This window comes from Pontibacter arcticus (assembly GCF_003284895.1).
Classification (GTDB): Bacteria; Bacteroidota; Bacteroidia; order Cytophagales; family Hymenobacteraceae; genus Pontibacter; species Pontibacter arcticus.
The window spans coordinates 794964-815722 of sequence record NZ_QMDV01000002.1 but is presented as its reverse complement, the minus strand read 5'-3'; the positions used below and the strand labels follow the sequence as shown (position 1 = coordinate 815722).

The following is a 20759-nucleotide window of genomic DNA, read 5'->3' as shown; positions in this document are numbered from 1 at the left end:
TAAAGTATAAAATGGGGAGTCACTTCCGTTTATTTTACTTTTTCTTAATATAAAACTAATACCTAACAGTCAATTCCGTGAAAGTTTCTATCATTACCATCGTTTATAATAACCGTGATACGATTGCTGATGCCATAGATTCTGTGCTGGCGCAAACGTACCCTAATATTGAATACATTGTAGTGGATGGCCTTTCTAAGGACGGCACTATTGATATTATTAAAGGCTATGGAGATAGAATCAGCACATTTGTATCTGAGAAAGATGCCGGTTTATACGATGCCCTGAACAAAGGTGTCCGGCTGGCTACCGGCGATGTGATCGGTTTTCTGCACTCGGATGATATTTTCTACAACGATAATGCCGTGGCTTCTGTAGTAGAGGCGTTCGCTCAGAATAAGACCAATAGTATTTATGCCGACCTGGTTTATGTTGACAGACAGAACCCGGATAAGGTTATCCGAAACTGGAAGTCAGGAGAGTACAGGCACAGCAGCTTTAAAAATGGCTGGATGCCGCCTCACCCCACTTTCTATGTAAAAAAAGAGATTTACCAGAAGCTGGGCCTTTATAATACAACTTTCAAGAGTGCGGCAGATTACGAACTCATGTTACGTTATCTGTATAAGCATAAGATCAGCACAGCCTATCTGCCTGAGTATTTGGTTAGAATGCGGGTGGGAGGTAAAAGTAATGTCACGCTTAAGAACAGAATCAGAGCAAACAAAGAAGATTATCAGGCATGGGTAATTAATAAGCTGCAACCACGCTTTTACACCCGGTTTTTAAAGCCACTCAGAAAAATAAGTCAGTTTTTTTAGTAATTTTGCCATAAATTATAGTAAGCATAAAATGAATACTACCGGGAATAATATTTTAGTAGAAGACGCAAAGATCGCTATTATTGGTTTAGGTTATGTAGGCCTTCCTTTGGCCATCGAATTCGGTAAGAAATATGATGTACTTGGATTCGATATCAATACAGATCGTGTTCAGGAGCTCAGCGAAGCGAAAGACCGTACGCGCGAAGCTAATCTTGAGGACCTTCAACTCGTAATTTCCAAAAGAAATGAAAGCGGAGAAAATAAACTGGGACTGCATTTTTCAGCTGATAAAGAAGAACTACGCAAGTATAATACATTCATTGTAACGGTTCCAACGCCCATCGATCAGTTTAAAGCGCCGGATCTGCTTCCGTTGCTAAAAGCTTCAGAAATGCTGGGTTCTGTCCTTAAAAAAGGGGACATTGTAATTTATGAATCTACGGTTTACCCGGGCTGTACGGAAGAAGATTGTGTACCTGTACTGGAAAAATTCTCTGGTCTTACTTTTAACCAGGATTTTTATGCCGGCTATTCTCCGGAGCGCATCAACCCGGGCGATAAAGTAAACACCCTGACCAAGATCAAGAAAGTTACCAGCGGCTCTACGCCAGAAATTGCAACGCGTGTGGATGACCTGTACCGTAGCATTATTGAAGCAGGCACGCACAAAGCACCAAGTATAAAAGTGGCGGAAGCCTCTAAAGCGATTGAAAATGCACAGCGCGACGTAAACATTTCATTTGTAAATGAGCTTTCCCTGATCTTTGATAAGATCGGAATCGATACGCACGATGTATTGGACGCAGCCGGCACCAAATGGAACTTCCTGAAGTACCAGCCCGGCCTTGTAGGCGGACATTGCATTGGCGTGGATCCATATTACCTGGCGCACAAAGCGGAAGCATTAGGCTACCATCCGCAGGTTATACTTTCTGGCCGAAGAGTAAATGATAACATGGGGTCATTTGTAGCTAACAAAGTAGTGAAGCTCATGATCAACAAAGAGCACAAAATCAAAGGTGCTAAGGCGCTCATTATGGGGGTTACGTTTAAAGAGAATTGCCCTGATGTGCGTAACACCCGTGTAGTGGATATTTACCATGAGCTAAAGCAATTTGGTATGGATGTAGATGTTTACGACCCATGGGCGGATGCTGATGAGGTGAAGCATGAGTATGGCATCGACATTATACCTGAACTGGATGAAACCGTACCGTATACTGCCATCATTGTAGCTGTAGCGCATAACGAGTTCCAGAAGGTAGATTTCAAAAAGTATAAAGACAATAACAACGCCGTTATTTTTGATACCAAAGCCTGCCTCGACAGAGAAATGGTAGACGGTAGATTGTAATAGTTAGTTAAATATAAAAAGTAAAAGGCCAGGTATGTTAAATGCCTGGCCTTTTACTTTTAGAGTGCATTGTCCAAAGTATTAAAGTATAGTTTTAAGATTTTTATACTTTGACCAGGCATTTAGTTTTTGGTGTTTTCACAATAACTAAATGTTAGCCTATTGAAGGGACTATTAGCACTCTTAAATTTAAAGAATACATCTTGCCCTTGCTGCGTGTTTTCACCAGCAAGCACTAATTGGTAAAAGTATGGTTGTCGGTGAAACACCAACAACAGCAAGTTTAGTCTATGAAATTGAAAACGGTAGATTGTTTCGAAGGTAGAGAAGGGCTATAAAACAAAAAAGCCTGAGAATAACTTCTCAGGCTTTTGCGGTCCGGACGGGACTCGAACCCGCGACCTCCGCCGTGACAGGGCGGCATTCTAACCAACTGAACTACCGGACCAAAATTTTTAAGATAAGAGCCTGTTGCTCTTTTTACGATATGACCGCAGAATAATCTGCGGTCCGGACGGGACTCGAACCCGCGACCTCCGCCGTGACAGGGCGGCATTCTAACCAACTGAACTACCGGACCGTTTATCCTTATTGTTAAGGTGATGCAAATGTAGAGCGATAATTTGAATTCTGCAAGCGTAGGGTACTTATTTGCTACTATATTTTTGATATAAATCTGTAAAAGGCTCATTTCCAAAATGATTATTTTTTATCCGTATCTTTAAGCCATACTTTTTCAGCAGAGATAAAGGAAACTGTTAAATTTGCATCAGAAACTAGCGATACGATTATGCTTTTAGATTTCGAACAGCCAATTGCCGCCCTCGAGGGCAAATTACAGGAAATGAAAAATCTGGCACAGGATAGCCAGGTAGATGTTTCGGATGCGGTAAAAGCTCTGGAAGAGAAGATCAAGATCCTTAAAAAGGAAACTTACGCTAACCTTACCCGTTGGCAGCGCGTGCAGTTGTCTCGCCACCCGGAGAGGCCTTATACGTTAGATTACATAAACGGCATCGCTGATAAGTTCTTCGAACTGCACGGCGACCGTACCGTGAAAGATGATAAAGCGATGGTAGGCGGCTTCGGAGAGATCGAAGGCCGTAGCGTGATGTTTATTGGCCAGCAGAAGGGCAGAAACACCAAACAGCGCCAGCTGCGGAATTTTGGTATGGCAAACCCGGAAGGCTACCGCAAAGCACTTCGCCTGATGAAAATGGCAGAGAAGTTCGGTAAACCGATCATAACGCTGATCGATACGCCAGGTGCTTTCCCGGGGCTGGAAGCCGAAGAGCGCGGACAGGGAGAGGCTATTGCCCGTAACCTGAAGGAAATGTTCATGCTGAAAGTGCCTGTTATCTGTGTGATTATCGGAGAAGGTGCATCCGGTGGTGCCCTGGGTATTGCCATCGGCGACCGAGTAATGATGTTGGAAAACTCCTGGTACTCTGTAATCTCTCCTGAAAACTGCTCTACCATACTTTGGCGCAGCTGGAATTATAAAGAACAGTCTGCCGAAGCCCTTAAACTGACAGCTAAAGATATGCTTCAGAATAAGCTGATCGATGGTATTATAAAGGAACCGCTGGGTGGTGCGCACACAGAACCTGAAAAAATGATTCGCACGTTAAAGAAAGAGCTGATCAAACTGTTGGATGAACTTGAAGCAATGGATAGCGAGGATAGAATCATGACGCGCATTGAGAAGTTCTCGAATATGGGCGTAGTGCTGGAAGGTTAAAAAGTTAAAAAGTATAGAAGTTAGAAAGTTTTAACTTCTATACTTTTTAACTTCACCTGCAAAACTTCCAAACTATCTAACTTTTAACTTTCTAACTCTTAAAACGGTGAAGCTGCACGTAATAGATACTGGTTTTTTTAAGCTTGATGGCGGTGCGATGTTTGGTGTTGTGCCTAAAACACTTTGGCAACGTACTAACCCAGCCGATGAGAATAATCTCTGCAACTGGGCAATGCGCTGTTTGCTGATAGAGGATGGCAACAGGCTTATCCTGATCGATAATGGGATCGGAGATAAGCAGGACGCTAAATTCATGAGCCACTATTACCTCAACGGTGATGCTTCACTTCATGGTTCTTTAAAAAAAGCTGGCTTTACTGCAGCTGATATTACAGACGTTTTCCTGACCCATCTGCATTTTGACCATTGCGGAGGCGGTGTTAAGTATAAAAATGGCGATGGTGCGCTGGAACTCGTGTTCCCGAACGCTACCTACTGGTCTAATGCCGACCACTGGAAATGGGCTACTGAACCAAATGCCCGCGAGAAAGCCTCTTTCCTGAAAGAAAACATACTTCCGATGCAGGAAAGCGGACATCTGCAATTCATCAATCCCAATCAACCGTCTCCTTTTTCGCAGTTCGATATTTTTTATGCGGATGGCCATACTGATAAGATGATGGTGCCGATCATACCTTATAAAGGCAAGAAAATTGCTTTTATGGCTGATTTGCTGCCTTCTGTAGGCCATTTACCGCTACCTTATGTGATGGGCTACGATACACGTCCGCTTATAACGCTGGAAGAGAAGTCTCAATTTCTGAATAAAGCTGCCGCTGAGGACTATATCCTTTTCTTTGAACATGATGCAGTTAACGAATGCTGCACCGTGCAGCAGACCGAGAAAGGCGTAAGACTGGCCCAAACATTCTCCTTAAGCGAAGTATAGTATGCGGATAGGTCTTGTTCTCTCCGGAGGAGCTGCTCGCGGAATAGCCCACCTGGGAGTTCTGAAAGCACTCGATGAATTTAATATTAAAATAGATGCGATTTCCGGGGTGAGCTCAGGTGCAGTAGCAGGAATATTTTATGCAGCCGGCTACAAACCGACCGAAATCCTGAAACTGATCAAAGAGCTGAGCCTTTTCCAGATTATAAGACCTACATTAAGGCAGGTCGGGTTTATGCATTTGGATGAAATAGAAAAACTCTTCTGTAAATACCTGGGGGCAAACCGCACGTTTGAGCAGCTTCGTATTCCGGTTACAGTTACTGCAACTGAAATTAACAAAGCGGAGATTATCTACTTTTCTGAAGGAAGTATCATTCAACCCCTACTGGCATCGGTAGCAGCACCTATTATTTATAAGTCTGTTGTTTTCGAAGATAAAGTGTTGCAGGATGGTGGCTTACTGAACAACATGCCTATAGACCCCATCCGGGAATCCTGCGACAAAATTATTGGGGTACATGTTAACCCGATCAACAAAGAAGCGAAGATCACCACGATGCGTGGGATGATCGAGCGTACGTTGCAACTGGCTGTAAACAATAATGTAAAGCTGCGCCTTCCGCAATGCGACCTCGTTTTAGAGCCGGAAGCCCTGGTTAATTATCGGTTAACGAGTTTTAGAAAAGCCGACGAAATTTTTGAGGTTGGTTACCAGCATGCGTTAAAACATGAAACCGCTTTACGGAAGCTAGCCGAATCCAGCGCCCGGATTTAATCGGCAACCTGCCTACAATTGCGCTTATAATTTGTCTATATGAGCAATTGTATGTAAATATACAGTTTCATTTTTGCCCCTTTCAGAAAGGATTTATACTTCGTTTATACATTACGCATGGTTGGTAAAATTATATCAAAGCTATTTTTTAAACTCAGCGGCTGGAAATTGGTAGGTAATTTAACTTCGGACAACCGCCGTTGTGTGATGATTGCGGCACCGCATACCAGCAACTGGGACTTTATTTATGCCAGGGCCGCATTTTACCTCATGGATGCACCGATCCGCTTTACGATCAAAAAGGAATTTATGCGTTTCCCGTTTGGCGGCTTGCTTAAAAGTATGGGTGCGTTGCCGATCGATCGTTCCAGGAACACGCGCATGGTAGATGCGATGATCAACATTTTTAAAACGCATAAAGAAGATATGTGCGTGATGGTGACACCCGAGGGCACACGCAAATACCAGCCGCGCTGGCGCAGAGGTTTTTACCATGTGGCAATAGGAGCAGGCGTTCCGATTGTACTGGGTTACCTGGATTACGCTAAAAAAGAAGCAGGCATCGGCCCGACCTTTTACCCAACCGGCGATATTGAAGCAGATATGGAAAGTATACTTGCTTTCTACAGAACCAAGACAGCAAAATTCCCTGAGAACGGAGTAAGATAAGTTAGAAAGTTGAAGAGTTAGAGGTTTAAAAAGTGAACATTGAAGACTTGCATGCACTTTGCCTTTCGTTTAAGGGTGTTGAAGAAGATATAAAATGGGGAGCCGACCTGTGCTTTACCGTAGCCGGCAAAATGTTCTGTGTTACAAGTATAGATCCGCCACATGCGGTTTCTTTTAAGGTGCTTCCAGAAGAGTTTGATTCGTTGGCTAATTCACTCCAGATTATACCCGCACCATATATGGCCCGCAATAAATGGATTTCGGTGCAGCAATGGGATAGGCTGACCGATGAAGAGTGGAAATATTATGTTACCCAATCTTATGAGTTGGTAAAGTATAAACTTCCTAAAAAGACACAGAAGGAGATTGATAACTAAAGCTATTGAAGTATAAAAAAGCCGCTGTAATTTTTACAGCGGCTTTTTTATACGTTTTACTTTTAAGCAATTTGCCTTAGGTCCACCGGAATTACCCTTGAGATGCCGGCCTCGATCATCGTGATGCCATACATCACATCCGTTGAAGCCATCGTGCGTTTGTTGTGCGTTACCACAATAAACTGCGAGTCGTTGGAGAAAGTACGGATGATGTTGTTGAATTTATCAATGTTTGCATCATCAAGCGGCGCATCCACTTCATCAAAAATACAGAACGGAGCAGGCTTCAGTAGGTAAATAGCAAACAGAAGCGAAATGGCCGTTAAAGTTTTCTCGCCGCCCGAAAGCTGGTTTATCGTGAGCGGCCGTTTGCCTTTTGGCTGGGCCATGATCTCAATGCGCGACTCCAGCGGGTTGCTTGGGTCTACAATAACCAAGTCGCAGTTATCTTCTTCGGTAAACAGGCTTCTGAAAACACGTTTAAAGTTGCCTTTTATCTGGTTGAAAGCTTCCGTGAATTTTTCCTTCGCTACTGTGTCAATCTCGTTAATCGTATCGATCAGCATGGTTTTAGCATTCACCAGGTCGTTGCGCTGCTCGGTTATAAATTTGTTACGCTCTTCAATTTCAGTATAAGCTTCGGCGGCCATGGCATTTACCGGACCCATTTTATCGAGTGCCGTTTTAGCTTCAGAAATGTGCCTGCTTAGTTCTTCGTTGCTCAGTTCAATTAATAGCTCTGTTTCCGGTACCGGCGAGGCAAAATCTTCCTCTGAAATATTAAACTCAGCCGCCAGGCGCTCCTGCACCGAAACCAGTTTTATTTTAGTATCGTTAATGGTTTGCTGCATCCGCATGAGCAGTTCATCGGCATTCTGGCGTTTGCGCTGCAACTCACGGATCGTTTTTTCTTTTTCATTCAGATCGCCACGCAACGTAAAGTATGCTTTTTCTACTTCTTCCAATTCGTAGCCAAACTCCTTGCGGGCCGCCGTCATGGTTTCTACTACGGCCTCGTTCTCGTCGATGAAAGCAGCTGTATGGGCAATTTCGTCTTCCGCTTTAACTAATTCCTGTTTTAAACCCTCGATGCGCTCCTGGTTAGCTTCTACCGTTTTTTGCTTGTAACTGATTTCCTGTTGCAAACTGGCGTACCGGTTTTTTAGCTGGTGGTACTGGATATTTTCCTGGTTATACATGCCAGAAATAACCGTGATCTGTTCCTGCTGTCGGTTAAGTTGCGAAGTATAAACGGCCAGTTCTTCTTCCAGTTGCTTCAGTTCCTGCTGGTCGGCGGTGGCCTGCGGCGAGATAGTTATACTTTGCTCGCGCAACTCCGTTAGCCTTTCATGCAATTCTGCCTTCTTCTGATCAAAGTTGCGCAGGTTTTGCTGGTGCTGCTCAAAACGAATGCGTACGGTAAGCAGTTCCTGTTGCTGTTTGGTAACTTCTTTTTCGAGCAGTTTTATACTTTCCTTTTCTGATTCGGCTTTATAATTCAGCAGTCTTTGGTTTTGGGTATTGATGCGGCTTTGCGCCAGATCAACCTGGTGGGCGAGGGCTTCGACTTCCTGCTGCAGTTGCTCCAGGTTTTGCTTGCGGCCTAACCTGTTTCCATCAAACAAACCTACCGAACCACCTGATAAGCTAAGCGGCTTTTTAATGGCTGAGCCATCTTTTAAGATAATGGTGCGGTAATCTTCCGAAGAGAAATCATCGTCAGAACCCTCGCTGATGTACACATTGCTGAGCATGTACTTGAGCAGGTTGCTATACTTTTTATCTCCGGAAACAACCTCGAAAGCTGCAACCAGTTTGCCATCGTTAAAGGTAGCAGTTGGCTCTAGTTCTTCAATTTCAGAAAGTATGATGAAGTTAGCGCGGCCTTTGTTTTCTGCTTTTAAAAGAGCTGTTGCTTCCATGGCGTCCTGTAGCGTTTCCACTACAAAGAAGTTCATGTATGGCTCGAGGTAACTTTCTATAAGCGGCTTGTAATCAGGCTTGCTAACAATAATATCGGAAAGGAGTGGAGCGGGCTTCGACCAGCTGTCTGTCTGGCACAAAAACTTAATTGCTTCCGGAAAGCCTTCCATGTTTTCAACCAACGATCGGGTCAGGTTCAGTTGGTTTTGCCTGGCATCAAGTTTACGGTTCAGCTCTACCAATTGTGCTTTCTGCGTTTCAATTTCCTGCTCGGTAGCCGTTATTTGTTCTGAAAGTGTTTCTTCGTGAGCCTGTAGTTTTACCAGTTCAGATGTTTTCTCTTCTACAATAAACTGTGTTTCCTGGAGTTGCTCCTGCAGCGCAAGGCCATCTTCATCAGCGGTTTGCTGCTGCTGGTGCAAACGTTCCAGTTCCTGGTTCAGGTTCTGAATCTGGATCTGGCTTATCTCCAACGATTTATGCAGCTGGAAAACGGCCTGCTGCTTTTCGCGCTGTTGCTGCGACAATTCCTGAAATGCTTCCTGCAGTTCCAGCTTTTGTTCGTTTGCTTCCTGCAGTTCATCTTTCAGGTTGGTAACCTGTTCCTCAGCGGTGGCAAAGCTATCCTGTACCGTTTCCAGTTCTTCGCGCAGCTGGCTTATACTTTCCTGGGTGTGGTCGAGGTTGGCGGTGTCCTGGCTTATCTGCTGGCGCAGTTGCAGCATGCGTTCTTTTAGAAAAGTGCTGCGTTCGGCGCGTAATTTAATGTCGTTTTCCAGTTGGTGCAGTTTGGCAGTTTGCATCTGCATCATTTTCTGCATTTCGCCAAGCTGTTCCTGCGTTTGGTTCAGTTCTTCTTTCTGGTCTGCAATAGCCTCTTCAGCTGCTGTTACGGCACCTACATACGTATCTTTAAGCGAAGTTTCCTGTTGCATATCCTGCTCCAGTCGCTGCAAAACTTGCTGGTATTGGGATATGTTCCGGCGCGCAAAAGCGAGGCTATGCTTCTTATAATCGTCTTTTAACTGAAAATACCGGATGGCCTGTTTGGCCTGCCGCTCCAGCGTTTTCATGTTCTTGCCAATCTCAAACAGCACATCTTCCACGCGCTCCAGGTCGGCATCCGTCTCTTCGAGTTTCTTAAGCGTTTGCTTTTTGCGTACCCTGAATTTAGAAATGCCGGCAGCTTCCTCGAATAACAAGCGGCGCGAGTTTTCCTTATCGTTCAGGAGCTCATCCACCATTTTTAGCTCGATAATGGCATAGCTGTCAGAACCGATGCCGGTATCCAGGAAAAGTTCGTTGATGTCTTTTAGGCGGCAAGTAACGCCATTTAACAGGTACTCGCTGTCGCCACTGCGGTGGTAACGGCGCGTAACCGTTACATGCGAGTACTCGGTTGGTAGCACGCCTTTGTTGTTGGTAAACGTGATGGATACTTCCGCCATTTGCACCGGACGGCGCGTTTTGGAACCGTTAAAGATCACGTTTTCCATCTTATCGGAGCGGAGATTACGTGTACGTTGCTCGCCTAAAACCCAACGGATGGCATCCACAATATTGGATTTTCCGCACCCGTTTGGCCCTACAATACCTGTTATACCTTCATCAAAATTGATGACCACGCGGTCGCCAAAGCTTTTGAAACCTTTAATTTCTAATCTTGAAACTTGCATTAATTTCCGGGAGAAACGCTGTAAACCAAACTCAAAAATAACAGTTAATCTTCAATCATCCGTTACAAAAATCAATTTTATGGCCCTTCTTTTCCGGAAGTATAAGTCTAAAGTTTGTTTGATGGTCCGTGAGAGAGCATCAGCGGTAAACAGGAAAGTATAAACAGAAGTTATCTGAAACGCAGGTCAGCATAAAGTATACTTTAGACCGGATAATCTGCCTGAATTTAGTATCTTTGGTTAGGACACACTATTATGGAAGATTTTAAAATTATACTTTATATACTGGCTGCAGTAGCGTATTTTGTTTTTAATGCGTTCCGGAAAGCTTTTAAAACAGACGCGACAAAGGAAAATACACTGCCTGATAAGCCTGTTGTAACAGCTAAACCAGTTACAAAGGAAATTTCAAAGCCAGCTGCACCGAAAACTTCTTTTGAAGATATTTTGCGGGAGCTTCAACCTAAAATGGAAAAGGCAAACGAGCAGGAGCGGAAAGTAACCCCGAGACCTGTTGTTTACGAACAACCAACGCCGGTCTTTACTTATGAGCAGACCAAAACCGAGGCTCGCTCGCTTGAAACTATACCGGATGAACGGATAAAACCACGCAAAAGAAAGAGTACACTACAGGAGATCCAGACGCCGGCAGCTTATATGCAACAGCAGCAAAAACGACTGAACCCTTACCGCGCTTTGTTACAAAATCCTAATAGTGCAAAACAAGCTTTTATTCTTTCAGAGATATTCAACCGCAAATATTAGCAGGTTTTATATTTGAGTAAGTATAAATCAATTGAAAACCGTTAAGGCGTAAGCCAGAATATTTGCTCCCATCCGCAGGGCCTGCTGCCTGATGTGTTCCGGGTCGTTGTGGACTTCGGCATCCTCCCAACCATTACCAAGGTCGGTTTCAAACGTATAAAAGCAAACTAAACGGCCATCATGTATAATCCCGAAGCCCTGGGGTGGCTTGCTATCGTGTTCGTGTACTTTAGGTAAGCCGTTCGGGAAATAAAATTTCTGTTTATAGATGGGATGGTTGTAAGGCACTTCTACAAATTCATACTCCGGGAAAACCTTTTTCATCTCTTTCCGGATAAATTTATCCAACCCATAGTTGTCATCGATGTGTAGAAATCCGCCACTCGTTAAATAAGTACGCAGGTTTTGGGCTTCAGCATCCGAGAAAACGACATTTCCGTGGCCGGTCATGTGCACAAACGGGTAACTCAATAGTTCGGCATTACCGACTTCTACGACAGCTTCTTCCGGGGCAATATTAGCGTTAAGTTGCTGGTTACAAAACCGGATCAGGTTTGGGAGTGAGGTCTTGTTTGCGTACCAGTCGCCGCCGCCGTTATACTTTAGCTTGGCAATTTTAAAGCTATACTTTTGCGCAGATGCTCCTGTACTTAAACCTAACAGCAGGCAAAGTATAAACACGCTGGTTACAAACTGAAATCTCGGAAACTGCATAGGTATACTTATAAAGGTTCAAATACATCGTGTAGTACATGCAACGTATGGCAGGCTACAAGCGCAGCTGTTTCGGTGCGGAGCCTGCTCTGGCCTAAAGTTACAGGACGTATTCCAGTTTCATAAGCAGCCTTAATTTCGTGCTCAGAAAAATCTCCTTCCGGCCCGATCATAATACAATGCGGCTGGCCATACTTATAGTATTCCTTTATACCTTTGGTTGCATCATCTTCTAAATGAGCGATAAATGTATTGTTTGGCGCTGCTTTCTGTATAAAGCGGTTTACTGGCATAAGGTCATTTAGCAGTGGCATAAAGCCTTTCTGCGATTGCTTCATGGCGCTTACGGCAATTTTCTCAAGGCGGTCTAACCGGAGCTGCCGGCGCTCCGAATGTTCGCAAAGCAGAAACGTAATTTCACTTACTCCAATCTCAACGGCCTTCTCTACAAACCACTCGATGCGGTCTATATTTTTTGTAGGAGCCACAGCAATGTGTAGCGCAAAAGGCAATTTACCATACTCCAGTTGCTTGTCTATAATCTGCAGCTGGCATTTTTTCTGGTGTGCATTCTGAATGATTGCTGTATACAAGCCGCCTTTGCCATCGGTCAGGTATACGGTATCGCCTTGCTGTAGCCGCAAAACACGCGTACAATGTTTCGATTCTTCTTCGGGCAAAGTATAGTTTTCAGAAGTGATATCCGGTGTATAAAATATATGCACAGCTTTAGAATTACGAATTATGAGTTAAGAATTACGAATTAATCCAAAAGACACTTTTTTATATTACTATACGAAAGTATAAAACGATTACTCATAAAAAAAAGCCCCTTCACTTTTCAGGTAAAGGGGCTTTCTGTACTTTATACTTTAATTAAGCGATAGCTTCCACCTGCGGCGCGCCTGCCAGGATTTCTTCATTCGCGTAATCTGCATACTTGGTAAAGTTCTTCACGAATTTAGAACCTAGGTCAGCTGCCTTCGCATCGTATTCTTCCTTGTTAGCCCAAGTGTTACGTGGGTTCAGGATTTCAGCCGGTACGTTAGGGCAAGAATTCGGGATCTGCACACCAAAGATCGGGTGCTTTGTAAATTCTACCTCGTTCAGTTCGCCGTTAAGCGCAGCCGTAATCATAGCACGCGTGTATGGCAATTTCATACGTGAACCTACACCGTAAGCACCGCCAGTCCAGCCTGTATTGATCAGCCAAACATTTACGTTGTTCTCATCCATCTTTCTGCCCAACATTTCAGCATACTTGGTTGGGTGCAATGGAAGGAAAGCTGCGCCAAAGCAAGCAGAGAAAGTAGTCTGTGGCTCTGTAATACCAACTTCAGTACCGGCAACTTTAGCAGTATAACCAGAAATGAAGTGGTACATGGCCTGGCTCTTATTCAGTTTAGAGATCGGAGGTAACACACCAAATGCATCTGCTGTCAAGAAGAAGATGTTCTTCGGAATATCTGCTCTGGATGGCTCGATAGCGTTATCGATGTGGTTAATAGGGTAGGCCGTACGCGTGTTCTCTGTTACAGAGTTGTTTGTATAGTCTACTTCTCTTGTGCCTTCTACAAAGCGGGTGTTCTCTACAATAGAGCCGAATTTGATGGCATCCCAAATCTGTGGTTCTTTTTCTCTTGTCAGGTCGATTACTTTTGCATAGCAACCACCTTCAAAGTTAAATACGCTGTCAGAAGTCCAGCCGTGCTCATCGTCACCGATCAGGCCACGGTTAGGGTCAGCAGAAAGCGTAGTTTTACCGGTACCTGACAGACCGAAGAAAATAGCCGTATCGCCTTCTGCGCCAACGTTGGCAGAGCAGTGCATGGATAACGTATTTTTTTCGTGAGGCAGAATATAGTTTAACACACCGAAGATGCCTTTTTTCATTTCGCCGGCATAACCAGTACCACCAATCAGGATCATGTTCTTGGTGAAGTTGATGATGGCAAAGTTTGACTGGCGTGTGCCGTCTACAGCCGGGTCAGCTTCGAACTCAGGTGCGCAGATGATCGTGAATTCTGGTGTGTGGTTTGCAATTTCGTCTTTTGTAAGACGCAGGAACATGTTGTTGCAGAAAAGGTTCTGCCAAGCCTGTGTGTTCACAATACGAAGATTCAAGCGATAATCTGGATGAGCACCTGCATACGCATCGCGTACGTACAGCTTGCGGTCTTTCAGGAAATCGATCATTTTTTCCTGCAGCTTGTCGAATTTTTCAGGATCAAAGGCAATATTGATATCGCCCCACCAAACTGATTCTTCGGTCTTGGCATCTTTCACTACGAAGCGGTCTTTAGGCGAACGGCCTGTAAACTTGCCGGTATCGCACATCAGAGCGCCAGTGTCTGTGAGTACGCCTTCTCCGTTTTTGATGGCTTCTTCCACCAGCTCTGCAGGGCTCAGGTTCCAAAGCACTTCTTTTGCTTCTTTGATGCCTAAGCTATCCAGACCAACAGCTTTAGATTTATCTCCAGATTCTTTCATTTGAAAATTATGGGTTTGTTTTAGTTAGTGAACTGTTTGTGTCACAATTGCGACACAAAAATATGAAAAAATGTATCTCATTATAATGTAAGGTACAAATATTAAAGGCCAGGTGAAGGATATAGCTTCAATTCCAGAAAAATTTTGCTGTATGGGCTCAAACTAATATATTTACCTCCTATGTTTGCTTAACTTGTCTCAACTAAACACTCAATCTAATTAATTTCTATGTCTGTTAACCAACAAAACCCTGGAGCTGCGGTGGCACAGGAAAATCTGAAGCATCCAAAGGGGTTATACCTTTTGTTCTTTACAGAATTATGGGAGCGCTTCAGTTATTACGGGATGCGTGGCCTTTTAATGCTATACTTAACAAAAACTGCCTTGGAAGGTGGTCTGGGTTATAGCGTAGCCGATGCAGCTTTAATTTATGGATACTTTACTGGTTTTGTATATTTTACGCCTATTATTGGCGGTTGGTTGGCTGATAAATTCTTAGGTCATCGTCGTGCTATTCTGATAGGTGGTGTGCTGATGGCATTAGGCCAGTTCAGTTTGTTCTCTACTCCTTATGTAGGCGTAGAAATGACCTATTTGGGGCTTCTACTGTTAATCATCGGAAATGGTTTCTTTAAACCGAATATTTCTTCCATTGTAGGTAATCTTTATGCGCAGGGCGACCCGCGCCGCGATTCTGCTTTCACCATTTTTTACATGGGTATCAACATTGGTGCGTTTATGGCGCCTCTTGTGTGCGGTTACCTGGCTGAAGATTATTTTGCAACCAAAGCTGTTATAGATGGTGTAGAAACGGTAACAAACTATGGCTTTCAGTATGGTTTCCTTGCTGCTGGTATCGGTATGGTGATCGGTCAGATCGTATTCAACACCTTAGGGCCATCTTTATTAGGTGATCTGGGTTTGAAGCCTGTTAAAGCTGAAAACGATGCGGAAACCGGCAAGCCAGCTGTTTCTGCAAAACTTACAAAAGAAGAGATCGACCGCGTATCGGTTATCTTTATTATTTCTGTATTTGTGATCTTCTTCTGGGCTGGTTTCGAGCAAGCCGGTAGCTCCCTTACTGTTTACACCGATAAATACATCGACCGTAACTTCTTCGGTTTCCTGATCCCAACTTCGTGGTTCCAGTCGGTTAACCCCTTATTTATAGTGCTCTTCGCGCCGCTAACGGCACAGCTTTGGTTGTTCCTGGCGAAGCGTGGCAAAGACCTGAGCATCCCAACTAAAATGGGTGTTGGTATGATCTTGCTTGGTGTTGGCTTCTTCTTTATGGTGGGTGCCGTAATGGAGCGCGGTGGTGTTGATGACGAAACTGTGAAAGCCAGCCTTGCCTGGTTGATCGCCACTTACTTCTTCCATACGATTGGTGAGCTGTGCCTTTCACCAATAGGCTTATCAATGGTAACTCGTCTTGCACCTGTAACATTGGTATCGATGCTGATGGGTGTATGGTTCCTGGCTCCGTTCATTGCGCAAATTGCAGGTGGCTACATTGCTTCTTACGTAGAGGAGATGGGTGCTTTCAATATCTTTATGGCAATCGGTATATTCGTAATTGTAGCCGGTCTTATTCTGATAGCGCTTACCCGCAAGCTGATGCACATGATGCACGGCCGCGGCTAAGTATAAAATAAGTAGAAAATTAAAAAGCCCCGACTAAACTTAGTCGGGGCTTTTTTTGTCCTATATTTTTTGAGATTAAAGTATAAACAGCTTGATTCTATGTATTATTATCCTATTTATTACACTACCAAATAAATATACTTTTTTATTAACTTAATTCAATTTTATAGCCAAATGTTTACCACTTTTTACAAGCAAAGTATACTGCTATACTTTGTCCTGATTACCTTTATGTTCTCAGCATGCGAGGTTACCTCAGAAATTACTACAGACCAACTTCCTGAACCTAAAGCAACAATTTACACGATCAAAAAAGGGCAGCAGCATGCCGTATTGCAGTATAAGAAAGCGACAGGTTCCGTCATGCGTTTTAAAGCAACTTTTGATAAGTCAGCTGTTTACCAAACCATAGACCCCGTAAACCAAGCCGACATTAACAAATTGTATGGCGTATCAGATTGCGGCAACGATCATCATACCAACAGTGCGCGTTTTGGCTGGCGCTGGTTTAATAACCGCCTCGAAATACATGCTTATACTTATATAAATAAAGTGCGCAAGTCTGAGTTTATTGGCTGTGTAGATTTAAACAAACCAAGTACGTATGAATTAAGAATGGGAGAGGGAAAGTATACATTTATACTTGACGGGAAAGAAGTTATACTTCCCAGAGGCTGCAACAGTGATGTGGAGCGGTACCAGCTTTTTCCATACTTTGGCGGCGATGAATTTGCCCCGCACGATATTACTATCGAGCTCATGGAGCTGAAGTAAAGCAAATTTATACTTTACAAAGGTACTTAAAACAAAAATCCCCTGAACCGACTTGGCTCAGGGGATTTTCAGTTATAAATAGAAGGGAAATGCAGCTTACATCATGCCGCCCATACCACCCATGCCACCTGGCATGCCGGCACCAGCACCGCCTTTGTCTTCTTCTGCATCTTCAGAAACCACACACTCTGTTGTTAACAGAAGTCCGGCTATAGAAGCTGCGTTCTCAAGCGCAAGACGCGTTACTTTAGTTGGGTCGATGATACCTGCTGCGAACATGTTTTCGTAACGGTTATCACGGGCATTGTAGCCAAAATCAGCTTTTCCTTCGCGGATAGCCTGTACTACTACAGAACCTTCGCCACCAGCGTTAGATACAATTGTTCTAAGCGGAGCCTCCAAAGCTGTTCTGATGATCTGAACTCCAGTCTGCTCATCCGCATTGTAAACTTCCAGGTTCTCCAGCGCATCCAATGCACGGATCAGGGCAACACCACCACCGGCAACGATACCTTCTTCCACGGCAGCGCGGGTAGCATGCAGGGCATCATCCACACGGTCTTTCTTCTCTTTCATTTCTACTTCCGTAGAAGCACCAATGTAAAGTATCGCAACACCGCCAGATAATTTAGCTAAACGCTCCTGTAATTTTTCTTTATCGTAATCAGATGTAGTCGTCTCCATCTGAGATTTGATCTGGTTTACGCGCGCTACGATATCATCTTTCTGGCCAGCACCATTTACAATGGTTGTGTTGTCTTTGTCGATGATCACTTTTTCAGCGTTACCTAAGTACTCCAGTGTCGCGTTCTCTAACTTGTAGCCACGCTCTTCAGAAATTACCGTACCACCCGTCAGGATCGCGATATCTTCCAGCATTGCTTTTCTTCTGTCGCCAAAGCCAGGAGCTTTAACAGCAGCAATTTTAAGCGAGCCACGCAGTTTGTTTACAACTAAAGTTGCAAGCGCTTCGCCGTCTACATCTTCAGAGATGATGATCAAGCCTCTGCCAGTCTGAACAACCTGCTCCAATACCGGAAGCAATTCCTTCATGGTAGAAACTTTTTTGTCGTAAATCAGGATGAATGGATTCTCGAACTCAGCTTCCATTTTCTCTGCGTTGGTCACAAAGTATGGAGACAGGTAACCGCGGTCAAACTGCATACCTTCCACTGTTTTTACTTCAGTTTCAGTTCCTTTTGCTTCTTCTACCGTGATAACGCCATCTTTACCAACTTTATCCATCGCATCGGCAATCATTTTACCGATTTCAGCGTCGTTGTTAGCAGAGATCGTACCTACCTGAGAGATCTCAGATGAGTTTTCGATTTTCTTGGACTGAGATTTCAGGTTAGCAACAACAGCCGTAACTGCCTTGTCGATACCACGCTTCAGGTCCATTGGGTTAGCACCAGCTGCTACGTTCTTGATACCTGCTGTGTAAATAGCCTGCGCTAATACCGTTGCAGTTGTAGTACCATCGCCAGCCTGGTCAGCAGTTTTAGAGGCAACCTCTTTTACTAACTGTGCACCCATGTTTTCGATAGGGTCTTTCAGCTCAATTTCTTTTGCAACAGAAACACCATCTTTCGTGATGTTTGGCGCACCAAACTTACGATCGATGATTACGTTGCGGCCTTTCGGGCCTAAAGTTACTTTAACAGCATTCGCCAGTTTATCAACACCGGCTTTAATTTTGCCACGTGCATCGGCATCAAATGTGATGTTCTTAGCCATAGTTATATTTTAAATGATTCTTTTAAATTGAATTGATTATAGAACTGCCAGAATATCAGATTCGCGCATGATCAGGTAATCATTACCATCTACTGAGATTTCAGTGCCGGCATACTTGCCATACAATACCTGGTCGCCAACTTTAACCTGCGGCTGCATCAACGTGCCTTGCTCAGATACTTTACCTTCGCCAACTGCTACTACATCGCCACGCTGTGGTTTCTCTTTAGCAGTGTCAGGAATGATGATACCAGACTTTGTTTTTTCTTCTGCGGCAGCAGGAGCAATGATTACTCTGTCTGCTAATGGTTTAATGCTGATTGACATAGTTTGTTATATTTTTTGGTTTAGGTTATGTTAATTTGAAACCAAGGAGCTACTATCACTTCCTGTGCCAATAGAGTTATTCTGCCATTTTAAGCCAATTTTTCAGTTGGCTTGGCTATCCGGTCTGACATTTTTGTCAGTGGCTGACAGGAAATAGGAGGTTAAAGTATGAATCTGCCAAAGATGGCTTTAAACAACAAAGCCGGTCTTTAATAAGACCGGCTTTGTTTATACTTTAAGTTGCGTTGCTTAGTTAGCTTTTGCTGTATCGATCATGGCTGGAATTTCAGCAGCACCAGGGATAGCAGCAGTTGTATCAGTGTTAGCGCCTGGTAACGTAGCCGGGGCAGCCGGTAAAGCAGACTGACGAGCACGTTCTTCATTTACGCTGCGGTTTACATTGTCAGAACCGGAAGTATCAACTATCATGTGCGTGCCTAACGTTAAAACAACAAGACCAATAGCGAAACCCCAGGTAAGTTTTTCAAGCAGATCGCCTGTACGTTTAACACCCATTAACTGGCTGGCACCGCCGCCGCCAAATTGGCTTGAAAGTCCGCCTCCCTTTGGGTTTTGGGAAAGAACAACCAATATAAGCAGTACGCAAACAAAAATGATAATACTGATCAGGGCGATATACATGTTAAATTTGGTTTTGTAATTTTTCTATCTGTTCGGCAAAGTAACTCTTTTTTTCCGGATATTTCAAAATGAGCAACTCATATATTTTAATAGCTTTTTTCGGTTTGCCCTGTTTCAGGAAAATGGCGGCTAAACTTTCGGAAGCAATTCCTTTTTTGATCTTGGTGCCCTTCAGCGATAAGTCTTCCTGAGGTTCAGACTTTATTTTCATGTTAGCCATGGTTTTCAGGCGCGGGTTCAGCTTCAGGAACTGATCTATGATGTTAAGCTGCTGGCTTAAAATATGCTTTCCGGGCTGCACGGCTTTTTCCAGCTCGTGGGTTTTGCTGTACTCCAGTATCAGTTCAGGATGGAAACTTTGCGGTTTCTGGCGGGTATACTCGTCTTTTAGTTGCAGCACTTCGCCCATCCGGCTCGACGACATCCAGTAACCCAGCACATCTTCTGCGTACAAGCGATCAATTTCATCCATAGAATAATTGATCTCAGCCTGCTCTTCAGCATCATCCTTTATAGGTTCTGGCTCAGGTTGCTGTGGTGCTTCGGTTTCTGCAAGATCCTCGGTAGGTATTTGGCCGGCTGCCACAGCCATTCGGTTATCTATACTCTGGAAGGTACAGTCCAGCACATCCGACAGTGCCAAACCGGTTTCATCTTCAGTTTCTTCTTCGATCAGTTCATACCTGGTATCAAATGGCAGTTCTGAAACCGGAATTGCTATCGTATGATTTTCCTGTTCAGGTTCACTGGCTGCTGTTGGGTCTTCAGTTACTTCCGGCGTTTGTGCCAGCAGATCAGTAAACGTAGGGCTCAGGCTATTTATCTGGAGCAACGAACTTAACTCAGAATCAGGCTCCGGCTCATCAAATGCGTAATCTGCCAAATGATCCTGTAATGTATAAACCTGGGGCTCAACCTCCGGTAGTACGTTTTCTTGTTGCGCTGTATTTTCTAAATTTATTACTTCAGTCTGAAGATCAGAAGTATAAAATGTAACATCCTGATTCTCTATGATGATAGTTTCCTCAGATTCAATTGTTACTTCAGTTGTTTGTACCGGTTCCACTACAGCAAGCTGTGGTTCAGGAACGTTAACTTCCTGTTCTGAAGTAGGATCAGGCAAAGTATAAATAATGCGTTTTAGCAACTGCCTGTCGGTGGCATAAGAAGATGCGCGGCGCAGGCGTTGCGTCGAAAGCATACTTCCTTTATCGTGCGCAGATTTAGCTAAAAGCAAATGGGCAGTCTGGCAATAAGGAAAAGCAGCGGCCACCTTCTCCAGCTCTTCTGTTTGCTGGTCAGAGATGTTCGATACCTGTTGTATCAGTTTTAAAAAAGCTGATTTATTCATGTAGTCGTTTGGGGGAAGCAAAAC

The 20759-nt window shown here is 44.0% G+C and carries 18 protein-coding genes and 2 tRNA genes; 10 read left to right on the top strand and 10 right to left on the bottom strand.

Annotation, left to right across the window (positions count from 1 at the left end; all coding sequences use genetic code 11):
- Positions 1-77 precede the first annotated feature (77 nt).
- Positions 78-821: a glycosyltransferase family 2 protein gene (locus DP923_RS08715; protein ID WP_112305431.1), complete on the top strand. Its 744-nt coding sequence runs from the start codon at positions 78-80 to the stop codon at positions 819-821.
- 31 nt (positions 822-852) lie between these two features.
- Positions 853-2178 (top strand): nucleotide sugar dehydrogenase, encoded by a 1326-nt coding sequence (locus DP923_RS08710; protein ID WP_112305430.1) that lies wholly within the window; start codon positions 853-855, stop codon positions 2176-2178.
- A gap of 374 nt (positions 2179-2552) precedes the next feature.
- Here DP923_RS08710 and DP923_RS08705 read toward each other — a convergent pair.
- Both DP923_RS08705 and DP923_RS08700 read right to left on the bottom strand, forming a co-directional pair.
- Positions 2553-2626: transfer RNA gene (locus DP923_RS08705), tRNA-Asp, on the bottom strand.
- A gap of 58 nt (positions 2627-2684) precedes the next feature.
- Positions 2685-2758 (bottom strand) — tRNA-Asp (locus tag DP923_RS08700).
- A gap of 210 nt (positions 2759-2968) precedes the next feature.
- Between DP923_RS08700 and DP923_RS08695 the strand changes: the two genes are divergently transcribed.
- The 5 genes from DP923_RS08695 (at position 2969) to DP923_RS08675 (ending at position 6692) form a co-directional block, all read left to right on the top strand.
- On the top strand, positions 2969-3919 hold the full coding sequence (locus tag DP923_RS08695; protein WP_112305429.1) for an acetyl-CoA carboxylase carboxyltransferase subunit alpha: 951 nt from the start codon (positions 2969-2971) through the stop codon (positions 3917-3919).
- A gap of 106 nt (positions 3920-4025) precedes the next feature.
- On the top strand, positions 4026-4868 hold the full coding sequence (locus DP923_RS08690) for an MBL fold metallo-hydrolase (protein ID WP_112305428.1): 843 nt from the start codon (positions 4026-4028) through the stop codon (positions 4866-4868).
- A 1-nt stretch (position 4869) separates the two neighbouring features.
- Entirely contained in the window at positions 4870-5646 is a 777-nt protein-coding gene (locus DP923_RS08685; RefSeq protein ID WP_112305427.1) for a patatin-like phospholipase family protein, read from the top strand.
- A gap of 117 nt (positions 5647-5763) precedes the next feature.
- The gene (locus tag DP923_RS08680) at positions 5764-6315 is read left to right on the top strand and encodes a 1-acyl-sn-glycerol-3-phosphate acyltransferase (protein ID WP_112305426.1); all 552 of its coding nucleotides are present in this window, start codon (positions 5764-5766) and stop codon (positions 6313-6315) included.
- A gap of 32 nt (positions 6316-6347) precedes the next feature.
- Entirely contained in the window at positions 6348-6692 is a 345-nt protein-coding gene (locus DP923_RS08675; RefSeq protein ID WP_112305425.1) for an MmcQ/YjbR family DNA-binding protein, read from the top strand.
- Between the two features lie 62 nt (positions 6693-6754).
- Here DP923_RS08675 and smc read toward each other — a convergent pair whose 3' ends face one another.
- Positions 6755-10291, bottom strand: a complete 3537-nt coding sequence (gene smc / locus DP923_RS08670; RefSeq protein ID WP_112305424.1) for a chromosome segregation protein SMC — start codon at positions 10289-10291, stop codon at positions 6755-6757.
- 255 nt (positions 10292-10546) lie between these two features.
- On the opposite strand from smc, the gene DP923_RS08665 reads away from it, so the two are divergent.
- Positions 10547-11056 (top strand): hypothetical protein, encoded by a 510-nt coding sequence (locus tag DP923_RS08665; protein ID WP_112305423.1) that lies wholly within the window; start codon positions 10547-10549, stop codon positions 11054-11056.
- A 27-nt stretch (positions 11057-11083) separates the two neighbouring features.
- On the opposite strand, the gene DP923_RS08660 is transcribed toward DP923_RS08665, so the two are convergent.
- The 3 genes from DP923_RS08660 to pckA form a co-directional block, all read right to left on the bottom strand.
- Positions 11084-11770 (bottom strand): DUF4159 domain-containing protein, encoded by a 687-nt coding sequence (locus DP923_RS08660; RefSeq protein ID WP_112305422.1) that lies wholly within the window; start codon positions 11768-11770, stop codon positions 11084-11086.
- An 8-nt stretch (positions 11771-11778) separates the two neighbouring features.
- On the bottom strand, positions 11779-12495 hold the full coding sequence (locus DP923_RS08655) for a 16S rRNA (uracil(1498)-N(3))-methyltransferase (RefSeq protein ID WP_112305421.1): 717 nt from the start codon (positions 12493-12495) through the stop codon (positions 11779-11781).
- Positions 12496-12646: 151 nt separating this feature from the next.
- Positions 12647-14260, bottom strand: coding sequence for a phosphoenolpyruvate carboxykinase (ATP) (gene pckA, locus DP923_RS08650; protein WP_112305420.1), 1614 nt, complete (start codon positions 14258-14260; stop codon positions 12647-12649).
- A 228-nt stretch (positions 14261-14488) separates the two neighbouring features.
- Here pckA and DP923_RS08645 point away from each other — a divergent pair, with 228 nt between their 5' ends.
- On the top strand, positions 14489-15904 hold the full coding sequence (locus DP923_RS08645) for a peptide MFS transporter (RefSeq protein ID WP_112305419.1): 1416 nt from the start codon (positions 14489-14491) through the stop codon (positions 15902-15904).
- Between the two features lie 174 nt (positions 15905-16078).
- Positions 16079-16678, top strand: a complete 600-nt coding sequence (locus tag DP923_RS08640; protein WP_112305418.1) for a hypothetical protein — start codon at positions 16079-16081, stop codon at positions 16676-16678.
- Positions 16679-16774: 96 nt separating this feature from the next.
- Here DP923_RS08640 and groL read toward each other — a convergent pair whose 3' ends face one another.
- The 4 genes from groL to DP923_RS08620 all read right to left on the bottom strand — a co-directional run bounded on the left by groL (position 16775) and on the right by DP923_RS08620 (position 20735).
- On the bottom strand, positions 16775-18415 hold the full coding sequence (gene groL, locus DP923_RS08635) for a chaperonin GroEL (protein ID WP_112305417.1): 1641 nt from the start codon (positions 18413-18415) through the stop codon (positions 16775-16777).
- 36 nt (positions 18416-18451) lie between these two features.
- Positions 18452-18742: a co-chaperone GroES gene (gene groES / locus DP923_RS08630; RefSeq protein WP_207801954.1), complete on the bottom strand. Its 291-nt coding sequence runs from the start codon at positions 18740-18742 to the stop codon at positions 18452-18454.
- A gap of 249 nt (positions 18743-18991) precedes the next feature.
- On the bottom strand, positions 18992-19384 hold the full coding sequence (gene secG / locus DP923_RS08625) for a preprotein translocase subunit SecG (protein WP_112305416.1): 393 nt from the start codon (positions 19382-19384) through the stop codon (positions 18992-18994).
- A gap of 1 nt (position 19385) precedes the next feature.
- Positions 19386-20735 carry a hypothetical protein gene (locus DP923_RS08620; protein WP_112305415.1) on the bottom strand — a complete coding sequence of 450 codons (1350 nt, stop codon included), beginning with the start codon at positions 20733-20735 and terminating at the stop codon, positions 19386-19388.
- Positions 20736-20759 lie beyond the last annotated feature (24 nt).

What these genes read in the sequence shown, in the direction of transcription:
- DP923_RS08710 (WP_112305430.1), top strand. Translation starts at nt 853, where the DNA reads ATGAATACTACCGGGAATAATATTTTAGTAGAAGACGCAAAGATCGCT.
- DP923_RS08695 (WP_112305429.1), top strand. Translation starts at nt 2,969, where the DNA reads ATGCTTTTAGATTTCGAACAGCCAATTGCCGCCCTCGAGGGCAAATTA.
- DP923_RS08685 (WP_112305427.1), top strand. Translation starts at nt 4,870, where the DNA reads ATGCGGATAGGTCTTGTTCTCTCCGGAGGAGCTGCTCGCGGAATAGCC.
- DP923_RS08680 (WP_112305426.1), top strand. Translation starts at nt 5,764, where the DNA reads ATGGTTGGTAAAATTATATCAAAGCTATTTTTTAAACTCAGCGGCTGG.
- smc (WP_112305424.1), bottom strand. Translation starts at nt 10,291, where the DNA reads ATGCAAGTTTCAAGATTAGAAATTAAAGGTTTCAAAAGCTTTGGCGAC.
- DP923_RS08665 (WP_112305423.1), top strand. Translation starts at nt 10,547, where the DNA reads ATGGAAGATTTTAAAATTATACTTTATATACTGGCTGCAGTAGCGTAT.
- DP923_RS08660 (WP_112305422.1), bottom strand. Translation starts at nt 11,770, where the DNA reads ATGCAGTTTCCGAGATTTCAGTTTGTAACCAGCGTGTTTATACTTTGC.
- pckA (WP_112305420.1), bottom strand. Translation starts at nt 14,260, where the DNA reads ATGAAAGAATCTGGAGATAAATCTAAAGCTGTTGGTCTGGATAGCTTA.
- DP923_RS08645 (WP_112305419.1), top strand. Translation starts at nt 14,489, where the DNA reads ATGTCTGTTAACCAACAAAACCCTGGAGCTGCGGTGGCACAGGAAAAT.
- DP923_RS08640 (WP_112305418.1), top strand. Translation starts at nt 16,079, where the DNA reads ATGTTTACCACTTTTTACAAGCAAAGTATACTGCTATACTTTGTCCTG.
- groL (WP_112305417.1), bottom strand. Translation starts at nt 18,415, where the DNA reads ATGGCTAAGAACATCACATTTGATGCCGATGCACGTGGCAAAATTAAA.
- groES (WP_207801954.1), bottom strand. Translation starts at nt 18,742, where the DNA reads ATGTCAATCAGCATTAAACCATTAGCAGACAGAGTAATCATTGCTCCT.
- secG (WP_112305416.1), bottom strand. Translation starts at nt 19,384, where the DNA reads ATGTATATCGCCCTGATCAGTATTATCATTTTTGTTTGCGTACTGCTT.
- DP923_RS08620 (WP_112305415.1), bottom strand. Translation starts at nt 20,735, where the DNA reads ATGAATAAATCAGCTTTTTTAAAACTGATACAACAGGTATCGAACATC.